Source organism: Ruegeria sp. SATB045 (genome assembly GCF_059613525.1).
Genome location: NZ_JBXWSR010000020.1, coordinates 598,052 through 609,595, shown reverse-complemented (window position 1 = coordinate 609,595; position 11,544 = coordinate 598,052). Strand labels below are relative to the sequence as shown.

At 57.1% G+C, this 11,544-nt stretch carries 10 protein-coding genes; 2 read left to right on the top strand and 8 right to left on the bottom strand.

Annotated elements, in window-relative coordinates:
* Nucleotides 1–7: 7 nt before the first annotated feature.
* The 4 genes from AC2FNR_RS10620 to hemA all read right to left on the bottom strand — a co-directional run bounded on the left by AC2FNR_RS10620 (nt 8) and on the right by hemA (nt 4,528).
* The gene (locus tag AC2FNR_RS10620; protein ID WP_496849020.1) at nt 8–676 is read right to left on the bottom strand and encodes a DUF1194 domain-containing protein; all 669 of its coding nucleotides are present in this window, start codon (nt 674–676) and stop codon (nt 8–10) included.
* 93 nt (nt 677–769) lie between these two features.
* Nucleotides 770–1,891 (bottom strand): flavodoxin-dependent (E)-4-hydroxy-3-methylbut-2-enyl-diphosphate synthase, encoded by a 1,122-nt coding sequence (gene ispG / locus AC2FNR_RS10615; RefSeq protein WP_170782593.1) that lies wholly within the window; start codon nt 1,889–1,891, stop codon nt 770–772.
* A gap of 71 nt (nt 1,892–1,962) precedes the next feature.
* Nucleotides 1,963–3,177, bottom strand: coding sequence for a helix-turn-helix domain-containing protein (locus AC2FNR_RS10610; RefSeq protein ID WP_496849019.1), 1,215 nt, complete (start codon nt 3,175–3,177; stop codon nt 1,963–1,965).
* Between the two features lie 127 nt (nt 3,178–3,304).
* Complete coding sequence (gene hemA / locus AC2FNR_RS10605; RefSeq protein WP_209194367.1) at nt 3,305–4,528, bottom strand: 5-aminolevulinate synthase; 1,224 nt, start codon at nt 4,526–4,528, stop codon at nt 3,305–3,307.
* Nucleotides 4,529–4,839: 311 nt separating this feature from the next.
* Here hemA and AC2FNR_RS10600 point away from each other — a divergent pair, with 311 nt between their 5' ends.
* Nucleotides 4,840–6,225 (top strand): M20/M25/M40 family metallo-hydrolase, encoded by a 1,386-nt coding sequence (locus tag AC2FNR_RS10600; RefSeq protein WP_496849018.1) that lies wholly within the window; start codon nt 4,840–4,842, stop codon nt 6,223–6,225.
* Between the two features lie 137 nt (nt 6,226–6,362).
* On the opposite strand, the gene lpdA is transcribed toward AC2FNR_RS10600, so the two are convergent.
* Nucleotides 6,363–7,757 carry a dihydrolipoyl dehydrogenase gene (gene lpdA, locus AC2FNR_RS10595; RefSeq protein WP_496849017.1) on the bottom strand — a complete coding sequence of 465 codons (1,395 nt, stop codon included), beginning with the start codon at nt 7,755–7,757 and terminating at the stop codon, nt 6,363–6,365.
* 217 nt (nt 7,758–7,974) lie between these two features.
* On the opposite strand from lpdA, the gene AC2FNR_RS10590 reads away from it, so the two are divergent.
* Nucleotides 7,975–8,409 (top strand): hypothetical protein, encoded by a 435-nt coding sequence (locus AC2FNR_RS10590; RefSeq protein ID WP_496849016.1) that lies wholly within the window; start codon nt 7,975–7,977, stop codon nt 8,407–8,409.
* Here AC2FNR_RS10590 and AC2FNR_RS10585 read toward each other — a convergent pair.
* The 3 genes from AC2FNR_RS10585 to queA all read right to left on the bottom strand — a co-directional run bounded on the left by AC2FNR_RS10585 (nt 8,406) and on the right by queA (nt 11,533).
* Nucleotides 8,406–8,981 carry a DUF924 family protein gene (locus AC2FNR_RS10585; protein ID WP_170752620.1) on the bottom strand — a complete coding sequence of 192 codons (576 nt, stop codon included), beginning with the start codon at nt 8,979–8,981 and terminating at the stop codon, nt 8,406–8,408. The two genes, AC2FNR_RS10590 and AC2FNR_RS10585, sit on opposite strands and share 4 nt — an antisense overlap.
* A 109-nt stretch (nt 8,982–9,090) precedes the next feature.
* Nucleotides 9,091–10,374 (bottom strand): MFS transporter, encoded by a 1,284-nt coding sequence (locus AC2FNR_RS10580; protein WP_170354497.1) that lies wholly within the window; start codon nt 10,372–10,374, stop codon nt 9,091–9,093.
* 109 nt (nt 10,375–10,483) lie between these two features.
* Nucleotides 10,484–11,533 (bottom strand): tRNA preQ1(34) S-adenosylmethionine ribosyltransferase-isomerase QueA, encoded by a 1,050-nt coding sequence (queA, locus tag AC2FNR_RS10575; protein ID WP_170354498.1) that lies wholly within the window; start codon nt 11,531–11,533, stop codon nt 10,484–10,486.
* Nucleotides 11,534–11,544 lie beyond the last annotated feature (11 nt).

The window sequence follows — 11,544 nt, the reverse complement described above, 5'->3', positions numbered from 1 at the left end:
CTATCTCTTACCGATCGGCCACAGCCATCGGAATTTCACGCAGCAATTTACGCCGAAGCGCTGCAGCATAGTTCTCATACCCAGCGGCGATTTCCACAAACGCACCGTGCCCTGAAATGACGTGATCGAGGTAATAGGCCAGCACTTCGGGCTCGGCCCCTTCGATCACCAGTGCGTTCACGGTGACATCTTGCATCACCTGCATTTCGCGCGCGACATGGGGACGAAAGCCGTTGTTGTGTTTGCCGTCCCCCGACACATCAATGACGCGCCGACGGCAATCGGGCCCATAGTCGAACATCAACGCTCCGAACGCCACCGCCGGGCCGATGCCGGTTCCACCCGTTGCACTTCGAGGGGCCGCCAGCACTTCGGCGACAATCGATTTTAACCCTGCCACCCCAGTGACCAGACGCCAGGCCGAAATCTGCGTCTGCTGGCGTGAGTCTGACCACTCATACACCATAAGCGCCACGCCACCGGGTTGGGCCGAAATTGCCGTTACCACGTCAGGGTCCAATAAGGCGGCGGCGACGCCATCGCGCTGCAACTGATGTTCGGCCTCATCGACGCTCCCCGACACATCCAACGCAAAGGCCAAGGCCAACTCACACGCACGCGCCGCGCCAATGGGGGCACTCCACATCAGTAAAACAACGACGATTATAGCCTTCATAGCACCGACTTGGCCCCAGAACGGCGCGGCCTGTCAACACAGACCTCTTCACCCTGTCGAGAACCCCGGCCTGCCTGGAACCGCCTGGCTGCGCTATTCCGCAGCCTCAGCTGCCGCGTCCAGTTCGGCCGCTTTCTTTTCGACCTGCTCAACGATGTGGTCGATCATCTGATCGTTCGACATCTTGTGGCTGGCTTTGCCCGCCAGATAGACCATGCCAGACCCCGCACCGCCGCCGGTAAAGCCAACATCGGTCATCAGCGCTTCACCGGGGCCGTTCACGACGCAGCCGATGATCGACAGGCTCATGGGTGTCTTGATGTGTTCCAGCCGCTGTTCCAGCGCTTCGACCGTCTTGATCACGTCGAACCCCTGCCGCGCACAAGACGGGCATGAGATGATGTTCACACCGCGATGGCGCAAGCCCAGAGATTTCAGGATCTCATAGCCCACCTTGACCTCTTCCACCGGGTCCGCGGACAGGCTGACGCGGATCGTATCGCCGATCCCCATCCACAGCAGATTGCCCAACCCAATGGCGGATTTGATGGTGCCGCTGACCAGCCCCCCAGCCTCGGTGATGCCCAGATGGATAGGGGCATCTGTGGCCTCGGCAATACCTTGATAGGCCGCCGCCGACAGGAACACGTCACTGGCCTTCACGCTGATCTTGAAGTTGTGAAAGTCGTTGTCTTCCAGAATGCGGATATGTTCGAGCCCGCTTTCGACCATCGCCTCGGGGCACGGCTCGCCGTATTTCTCAAGCAGGTGCTTCTCCAGCGACCCCGCATTGACCCCGATCCGTATCGAGCAATTGTGGTCGCGGGCGGCCTTGATCACCTCCTGCACGCGCTTTTCGTCGCCGATATTGCCCGGATTGATCCGCAGGCAAGCGGCGCCCGCCTCAGCCGCCTCGATCCCGCGTTTATAGTGGAAATGGATGTCGGCCACGATCGGTACAGGGCTTTCGCGCACGATCTCTTTCAACGCTTTAGAAGACGCCTCATCCGGGACCGAAACCCGCACGATATCCGCCCCTGCTTCGGCTGCGGCCTGCACTTGCGCCACCGTTGCTGCAACGTCGGTTGTCAGAGTGTTGGTCATGGTCTGCACGGCAATCGGGGCATCGCCGCCGATGGCAACATCGCCAACCATGATCTGACGGGATTTGCGGCGATAGATATTGCGCCACGGACGAACGTGATTGAGCGACATGGGAACAGGTCCAAGACAGACTAGGTTGCGCCTTTAGATAGTTCGCTTACCCCACTATCGCAATGGCTAGATCAATCAGATGCAGCAACAGGTTCCTGCGCCTGAAGCTCGGCCACAAGGCGCTTGAGCGCGCTGTTCTGCTCGGCTTCCAGATCCGCAACACTGTAGGTTTCGGCAACAGCGTCCTTGGATAGAATCACGCCTTTAGCAACTGTTCCCGGCGCGCCTACCGGGCCGAAATGTTCACCGTTCATTGAAAAGTAAACAGAACCCGACGCGCCGGCTCGAAGTTGCGGAGGTTCTTCCGTCAGAGGCACCTCAAAAGTGTTGCCCTGCTCTACCGTTCCTAATGTGCCTTCGAAGATGATACTGCCGTCCGCAGCAGTTACGCGCATCCACGAAGGATTCACAGCAACAATCTTCAGCGTCGTATCCAGCTTTTCAACAACCTGCGGCAAGGCGGGACGTTCGACCGTGTGCACCTCGGCCACTTCAATCTGAGGCGGCTCGGGCGGCTGGAATGTTCCAACTGTACGAGGGTCCAGCGTAGAAATCGGCGCGTCTCGGGCCACCAATACCGGCAGGTCCAACGCCTGGGGACGATACAGCCGGTCCAGAGCTTCAGCACTTGGCAAATCGGTCGCCGCCACTTGTTCGTCTGGTGTCGCACTGCGCGCAACGTCCAACGGATCGAGGTCGGACAGAACAACAGGTGCTTGCTCAACCGGGCTGACTTGAACTTGCTGAATGCGGTTCAGCACCGCCCATCCGCCGTATCCTATGCCACATATTACAGCCAGCAAAACCAGCGAAGACCCGATTGCACGCGGTTCGATCTGGCTGACAAACGACTCACGTCCGGGAACAAACGGCGTGTTAGGAGAGGTAAAGGGATCGCGTCCCATGGGACCGCGCGCGGGCAGCCCTCCATTTGGTTTGCGTACAACCGATGCTTCGGCTGACATGCCATGGGCAACTTCAAACCCGCTTTCGGCACAAAAGGTGGCGAAGGTTTCATCCGGGTTCATACCCAGGTAACGCGCGTAAGACCTGACGTACCCTGCGATAAAACCCGGTGTATCAAACGCGTCAGGGTCAGCGTCTTCTATGGCTGCAATGTAGTTGGCTTTGATCCGCAGCTCGCGTTGGACATCCAGTAGGGACTTGCCCATCGTTGCGCGTTCCCCGCGCATCCGATCACCCAGACTCACCTCGTAATCGTCAAAGCCCTTTGGCCGGACGTCGGTTTGATCTTCGGATTCGCGCTGAGATCTGCGCCCAATCATCCCTGCTGCCCCATTCTGCCTACGCGTGTTTCACGCAAGAACCGAATCAATCCTACACGATTCGGTCACTTCTTTTGTTAGCTTAAGCCTAACACGTGAAAAACACGTTGCACACTTTGGCGTGAGGTTAACCTGCGAGTTCGGCGCGATTTAGCGCACAATGTGACCAAAGTTCGTCCATCGCCTGAACCAGACTGTTCATTTCATTGGGTCCGTGAACAGGTGACGGCGTAAACCGCAAGCGCTCCGTTCCGCGTGGAACGGTCGGGAAATTGATCGGCTGGACATAGATGCCATAGTCATCCAGCAACATATCGCTCAGCTTCTTGGTGTGAACCGGGTTGCCAACAATCACCGGGACAATGTGACTGCCGTGGTCGATCAATGGCAGGCCCAACCCCTTGAGCCGCAGCTTGAGAATTTTGGCCTGCGTCTGGTGCTGCTCGCGCAGTTCAGGAGCATTCTTCAGATAAGCGACCGACGCCGCGGCACCCGCTGCGACGGCTGGCGGCAGAGACGTGGTAAAGATGAAACCCGGCGCGTAAGAACGCACTGCATCACACATTTTCGCGCTTGCCGCGATATAGCCGCCCATGACGCCAAAGGCTTTTGCCAGCGTACCGTTGATGATGTCGATCCGGTGGGCCAGACGGTCCCGCTCGGTCACGCCACCGCCCCGAGGGCCGTACATGCCTACCGCGTGGACCTCATCGATATATGTCAGAGCGCCAAACTCATCGGCGAGATCACAGATCTCTTCGATTGGACCAAAATCACCATCCATCGAATAGACGGATTCGAACGCGATCAGCTTGGGTGCGGCAGGATCGTCGGCTTCAAGCAGTTCGCGCAGATGCGCAACGTCATTGTGACGGAAAATACGTTTCGCCCCACCATTGCGGCGTACACCTTCGATCATCGAGGCGTGGTTCAAAGCATCCGAATAGATAATCAGCCCGGGGAACAGTTTGGGCAAAGTACTCAGCGTCGCGTCGTTGGCGATATAAGCAGACGTGAACAGCAGCGCGGCTTCCTTGCCGTGCAAATCGGCCAGCTCGGCCTCAAGCTGTTTATGGTAAACCGTCGTGCCCGAAATATTGCGTGTACCGCCCGAGCCGGCACCGGCGGACTCCACAGCCTCGTGCATGGCGTTCAGGACAACAGGGTTTTGCCCCATGCCAAGATAGTCGTTGCCGCACCATACCGTGATGTTTTGCTGGGACCCGTCTGGGCGGGTGTGAACCGCATGCGGGAAATGACCATTGCGACGTTCAATGTCGATGAAGGTCCGGTAGCGTCCTTCGTCGTGCAGCCTGGCAATCGCAGTATCGAGCTGAGCAGTATAGTCCACCGGTTTCTCCTTAACAGCCCAGCCAATCCACATTGACCGGACATATTCCACGACCCCGTTTTCGAACGACGCCGATGTGTTCCCAAGTGCTCGGACCATATAACCGAGTCCGGGAATGCTTATTTGATTTGCATCAAATATCGCTTCACTTGTGACGCGACAAGTAAAGTTACGGCTATCGGACGTGGGGAAACGACGCAGGGCAGCGCGCCATGTTTCCGATATTACCCAATATTCGACGGCATATGGGCTGGACGGCGCCATCCGCGCTGATAGGGTTCGGCCATAAATCCCATTGGCAGGAGCCTTCCATGACGCTTGACGCAGTTCTGAACCGTATCGACGCCGATTTACAACCCTCAATCGACCGCCTGATGGAGCTGTTGCGCATCCCCTCCATCTCGACGGATCCCGCGTTTGACGCTCAGGTCAGCCAGGCCGCCGATTGGTTGGTCGCCGATCTGAAAACAATCGGCATTCATGCCGAAAAGCGCGAAACCACAGGTCATCCGATGGTCGTTGGTCACATCGGAGAAGACAGCGACGCCCCTCATGTTCTCTTTTACGGGCATTATGATGTGCAGCCGGTGGACCCGTTAGACCTGTGGAACCGTGATCCGTTTGACCCCGCAATCGAGGACACAGAAAACGGCCCTGTCATCCGCGGTCGCGGATCATCTGACGACAAGGGCCAATTGATGACCTTTGTCGAAGCTTGTCGTGCGTGGAAAGCAGTGCACGGTACCCTGCCCTGTCGCATCACATTTTTCTTCGAAGGCGAGGAAGAGTCTGGCTCACCTTCTCTGGTGCCTTTCCTGCGCGAGAACGCCGCCGAATTGAAAGCCGACTTGGCTTTGGTCTGCGATACTTCGATGGTGTCACGCGGAGTGCCCTCGATTGCCTCGCAACTGCGCGGGATGCTCAAGGACGAATTCACCATCATTGGTCCGCGTATCGATCTGCACTCGGGGCATTACGGCGGCCCCGGTCTGAATCCACTGCGCGAATTGTCAAGGATCGTTGCTTCTTTCTATGACGACGCGTCCGGCCGCGTTGCTGTCGAAGGCTTTTATGATGGCGTCCACGAAGTTCCAGCTGACCAACTTCGTCAGTGGCAAGGCTGCGGGTTTGACGAGGAAGACTATCTTAACTCCGTGGGCTATTCTCAACCGCACGGTGAAAAAGGGTACTCAACACTCGAACAGCAATGGGCCCGGCCAACGCTCGAAGTCAACGGCCTGTGGGGGGGATACAACGGCGCAGGTTCAAAAACGGTGATTCCGTCACGCGCGCACTGCAAGATTACTTGTCGTCTGGTTGGCGACATGGATCCTGATGATTTGCGCAACAAAATCCGCAAACATGTCGAAGACCGTCTGTCCGCCGACGCAAATGTCGAATGGGACAATGATCTGGAAGGCTCTCCAGCCTCGGTCATGAATCTAGAACGGCCTGAATTCGAAGCCGCCCGCGGCGCATTGTCTGATGAATGGGGCCGCGAAGCCGTGTTCACTGGTATGGGCGGCTCAATCCCTGTGGTCGGATATTTCAATACCGAGCTGGGTTTGGACTCGATGCTTGTCGGCTTTGCCAACGATGATGACGCAATTCACTCGCCGAATGAGAAATACGACGTCAAAAGCTTTCACAAAGGCATCCGGTCCTGGGCCCGCATCCTGGACGCGCTAACGCGCTAGGTTTTCAGCGAGGCTCTGCCTCGCGCTCCGAGGTATTTTTGGCCAGATGAATGAAGGATTCGTCTCTTCATCTGGCCGGAAATACCTCGGGGGAGTCGCCCAAAGGGCGGCGGGGGCAGCGCCCCCACCCTGGTCGATCACATGTGAATGACCTTGCCATAAGCGTCCAACACGCTTTCGTGCATCATTTCCGACAGGGTTGGATGCGGGAAAACCGTGTTCATCAGATCCTCTTCCGTGGTTTCCAACTGACGTCCGACCACGTAGCCCTGAATCAACTCTGTGACTTCTGCGCCGATCATGTGCGCGCCCAGCAATTCACCGGTTTTGGCGTCAAAGATGGTTTTGATCATCCCCTCTGGTTCACCTAACGCGATTGCTTTGCCATTTCCGATAAAGGGGAAGCGACCCACTTTGACGTCATAGCCCAGCTCTTTCGCCTTAGCTTCGGTATAGCCGACCGAGGCGACCTGCGGCTGGCAATAAGTACAACCCGCGATGCTTTCCGGTTTGACCGGATGCGCATGTTTGCCAGCGATCAACTCAGCAACCATGACGCCCTCATGGCTTGCCTTATGCGCCAACCAAGGCGCGCCCGCGATATCCCCGATCGCGTAAAGACCATCGACCCCGGTTCGGCAGAATTCATCCGTCACAACGTGGGTTCGGTCGATTTTGACACCCAAAGCCTCCAGCCCGAGATTTTCGACGTTACCAACGATTCCAACGGCCGAGATCACGGTGTCGAACTCTTGTTTTTCAACTCTACCTTTGACCTCAATATGCGCGGTAACCTTGCCCTTGGCGCGATCCAACTGCTTAACCATCGCTTTTTCCATGATGGTCATGCCCTGTCTGGTAAAAGCTTTCTTGGCAAAGGCGCTGATTTCCGCGTCCTCGACAGGCAATACGCGATCCATCACCTCGACCACGGTCGTATCAGCCCCAAGCGTGTTATAGAAGCTGGCGAATTCGATACCGATCGCGCCCGAACCGATAACCAACAACTTCTTCGGCATCCGTGGCGGTTGCAGCGCGTGCTTGTAAGTCCAGACCAGATCACCATCTGCTTCAAGCCCCGGCAGCTCGCGCGCGCGGGCGCCGGTGGCCAGAACGATGTTCTTGGCCGCCAGCTCTTCGGTTCCCTTTTCGGTTTTTACCGAAACCTTGCCCTTGGCGGGGATCGTCGCCTCGCCCATCACTACGGTCACTTTATTCTTTTTCAACAGGTGGCCAATGCCACCCGACAACTGGCCCGCGACTCCGCGTGATCGTTTAACCACCGCATCCAGATCATAGCCAATCTTCTCGGCCTTGAGGCCGAAATCCTTTGCCCGCTCCATCAAATGGAACACCTCAGACGAGCGCAGAAGCGCCTTGGTCGGGATGCATCCCCAGTTCAAGCAGATGCCGCCCAGATGCTCGCGCTCTACCACAGCAGCCTTCAGCCCAAGCTGCGCCGCACGAATGGCGGCCACATAGCCGCCAGGGCCGGCGCCAATTACGATAAGATCAAAAGATTTTGCAGCCATGTTTCCCTCTCGGCGCAGGTCGATGCAGAAATTAGTTCACCATTAAACTATATTTAGACATGCATCAACGAAATTGCCCGCGACATTACTAACGGCGGGTCAATTCGCGCTCATCGCGCATTTTTCAGCCTATACCGCACAGTTGCTAATGGCTAGAACATAGATACCGGGGCAACCCGACCCATTATTTTTTCACGACGAATTGGAATGACTTATCATGGCCAGAACACTCTCCGACCTGTTGCTTGCTATGTTGAACGCAACGCTGATCCTGCTGGCTTTGTGTCTGTTTTTGGGCTGGAAACTAGCATCGACCGTCGAAGGCGTCACGACAGCCTTCGCAGAGAACCTTCACATCGTTGCCCCGCTTAAAGACGAGGTTCAGGGCGTGCGCGGAGAATTGACGGCCTTGCGCAGCGAGCTTTCCTCGCTGCGAGACAATACAATCCTTTTCGACAGCGCCACAGCGCAACAGATTTCAGCGGCACTAGGTAAACTCGACGGGCTCGAAACTAAACTGCAAGCAGCTCAGACACGCATCGCAGACCTGACCGAAGCACCGGATGAGCTGATACAAACCGCTATTACAACCACGGCCGACGTTGCCGCCGACCGAATTATCGCTATCCGTGGGTGCGTACCGGGTAGTTAACCAGCAGCCTGCAATTCCCGCACCGTCGCCCCATAGCCACCCATGTCCACATAGGCTGCTTCGTGTTCGGTCATGGGGCGCGACAGCGCCTCGTTCCGATACGGGAAACGACCGAATTGGCGGATCACCTCACGATGGGCTCGGGCGTGCAACAGATTGCTGGCATCGCCTTGGATGTTTTGACACATCAGTCGCACGCAGCGTTCCTGATCACACAGGTTCTCAGAGTGCATCAGTGGCAGGTAAAAGAACTGCCTGGCGGGTTCGTCGATCCTAAGATCCCAACCCTTGTCGACGGCACATTTCGCGGCCGACAACGCCGCACGATCAGACGCAAACGCCTTGGCGCTGCCTCGGAACATGTTGCGCGGGAATTGATCCATCAGAATGATATAAGCCAGCGCGCCGCTGGGATAGGTAAGCCAAAGTGAGAACTTGCCCTCACTCGCGGCTTCCCACGTGGTCAGGAATTTTTCCCGGATTTCAGCATCCAGTGCCTCATCCTGCAGATACCAACCCTTGGGGCCGACTTCATCCAACCAATAACTCAGTACGTCTTCAGGCCCTGCCATTGCCCTTAACTCCGTATGTTCGCCTCCCCAGGGACGTAACGTCATTTAAGGGCGTTTTACAGATTTGTGACAGTAACATATTGCAACATTTACGCAATAATTCCGTGTTTTAGGCAACATTCTGCGTATCCTGCTCGGCCTCGGCCGCTTCCTCGGCAGCTTCGATGGCCACTTCCTGAGCGACCTCGAAGGCAACGGGCGAGGATGTTGGATAGATCGGAGACATTGTACCGGTCTCGTCGACGGGAATCGCGGCGCGCTGTGTCATGCGGTACATCGCATAAACAGCCGTCATGGCCAGCAACGCAGCAATGATCAGGAAAAAGCCCGGCGGTCCCAAGACTTTGTCCCCCATCAACCAACCTGTAATCAGCGGCCCCGAGATTGCGCCCATACCGTTAATGAACACCAGCCCTCCGGACGCAGCTGCCATATCTTCATGCTCCAGAAAGTCGTTCGTATGGGCGATCAGCATCGAGTAAAGCGGGTTAGACATGCCGCCAATGACAAAAGCCGAGACCAACAGGATCGGGAATGACACGCCGAACAGCATGCCACAGACCGCCCCGGCAGCCCCAGTGATCGCCACCAGCATGATCAGAAATCGCCTGTCCATCCGGTCCGAGAACCATCCCAGAGGGTATTGCAGCAGCACCGCTCCGACATAGAACGCGGCCACGAAGGTCGAGATTTCGGCCAACGACAAACCCGCCCGCGCGCCATAGACCGAAGCCATGCCAAACTGCGCCGAGAACACGCCGCCCAGAAGGAACATCCCAACACATCCCAACGGAGATTTCCCCATCAACTCGCGCAGGGTCATCGGTTTGGTGGTATCGAAGGCCGGTGTCGGCGAGATCGACAGCAGGATCGGTGCAAAAGAAACCGAAACCAGAATCGAGGCGATCACGAACGTCTCATAGCCGGACGGGTCACCAATCAGAACAAGCCCCTGCGCCGAGATGATCCCGGTCATCTGCACAATCATGTAAAGCGACAGTGCTTGCCCGCGGTTTTCGTTGTTGGCCGCGTTGTTCAGCCAGCTTTCAGCGGTGACATACACGCCAGAAAAGCAAAACCCGATCACCACCCGGCCCAGAATCCACGCAATCTCGTTGGTGAGCAGTGGATACATGATCATCACTGCCGAAATGAATGAGGCCAGCGCAGCAAAGACACGGACATGTCCAACGCGCCGGATCATCTCGGGCGCAAGGCGGGATCCGCCGAGGAATCCCACGAAATAGGCCGACATCACGAATGACATTTGGAGGGTCGAAAACCCCTCGATCTCGCCACGGACACCGAGGATCGTCCCCTGCAGGCCGTTGCCGATCATAAGAAGACCCATCCCAAGAAGAAGCGCCCATGCGCTGGAAAGGACCTGAATCATTGGGGCCTCCGAATTGTGCCAACCTGACGTTTAGGTTCGTTTTGATATGAAAGCGGGTATCCGTCGTGTTTGTCTACGACATTACGATGACGTGATCCCGACACTTACGTCACTTTGGGACCAGCAGCGACGCATCCCCATACGAGAAGAAGCGATATTTCTGTTCAATCGCATGGGCATAGACGTCGCGCATCCGATCTTGCCCCATCAATGCCGATACCAGCATCAACAATGTAGATTTCGGCAAGTGAAAGTTCGTCATCAACGCGTCGGTCACGTTGAACTGAAATCCTGGGTAGATGAAAATGTCTGTCTCACCTTCCCATGCCTGAATGTCGCCACCGCGCGCCGCGCTTTCGATCAGTCGTAAAGCCGTTGTGCCGACCGGGATCACCCGGCCACCAGCAGCCTTGGTGTCACGGATTTCTTGCGCGGCCGCTTCGCTGACCCGGCCCCATTCCGCATGCATCTTGTGAGTTGTTACATCCTCGACCTTGACCGGCAGGAAAGTCCCCGCCCCGACATGCAATGTAACATGAGTGATCGCCACGCCCCGCGCTTGAAGTGCCTGCATCACCGCCGAGTCGAAGTGCAACGATGCCGTAGGGGCCGCGACTGCGCCAGAATTGCGCGCCCAGATGGTTTGATAGTCGGTCTTGTCCTGTTCATCTGCCGGGCGCTTGGCAGCGATATAGGGCGGCAAAGGCATCGCTCCGGCCTGCTCCAGTGCGGTGTCGAAATCCTCACCCGTCAGGTTGAACCGCAGGTGGGCCTGCCCGTCTTCGACCCGGTCCAGCGTCGCGCTCAACTCATCCGAAAACCTGATATCCTCACCGGGTTTGACCTTTTTCAACGGCTTGATCAAAGCGGTCCATGTCCCATCCGCCTGCGGCTCCAGCAGGGTCGCCTCGATCGCGGCTGAGACCGGCCCTTGCGCACTGTCCCGATGACGGCGGCCGCTCAACCGTGCGGGGATCACGCGGGTGTCGTTCAGAACAAGGCGATCTCCGGGTTGCAGCCAGTCGGGCAGATCGAAAACATGCGCATCCGAAGTCTCGTCGCCGTTTGCAACCAACAGACGCGCCGATGACCGAGGGGTCGCAGGCCGCGTGGCAATCAAGTCTTCAGGCAGGTGGAAATCAAAATCGCTCAGTTTCATGCGCGCGCCTT

Excerpts from the sequence above, each read along its gene's own strand:
- AC2FNR_RS10620 (WP_496849020.1), bottom strand. The coding sequence starts at position 676 with ATGAAGGCTATAATCGTCGTTGTTTTACTGATGTGGAGTGCCCCCATT.
- ispG (WP_170782593.1), bottom strand. The coding sequence starts at position 1,891 with ATGTCGCTCAATCACGTTCGTCCGTGGCGCAATATCTATCGCCGCAAA.
- AC2FNR_RS10610 (WP_496849019.1), bottom strand. The coding sequence starts at position 3,177 with ATGATTGGGCGCAGATCTCAGCGCGAATCCGAAGATCAAACCGACGTC.
- AC2FNR_RS10600 (WP_496849018.1), top strand. The coding sequence starts at position 4,840 with ATGACGCTTGACGCAGTTCTGAACCGTATCGACGCCGATTTACAACCC.
- lpdA (WP_496849017.1), bottom strand. The coding sequence starts at position 7,757 with ATGGCTGCAAAATCTTTTGATCTTATCGTAATTGGCGCCGGCCCTGGC.
- AC2FNR_RS10590 (WP_496849016.1), top strand. The coding sequence starts at position 7,975 with ATGGCCAGAACACTCTCCGACCTGTTGCTTGCTATGTTGAACGCAACG.
- AC2FNR_RS10585 (WP_170752620.1), bottom strand. The coding sequence starts at position 8,981 with ATGGCAGGGCCTGAAGACGTACTGAGTTATTGGTTGGATGAAGTCGGC.
- AC2FNR_RS10580 (WP_170354497.1), bottom strand. The coding sequence starts at position 10,374 with ATGATTCAGGTCCTTTCCAGCGCATGGGCGCTTCTTCTTGGGATGGGT.
- queA (WP_170354498.1), bottom strand. The coding sequence starts at position 11,533 with ATGAAACTGAGCGATTTTGATTTCCACCTGCCTGAAGACTTGATTGCC.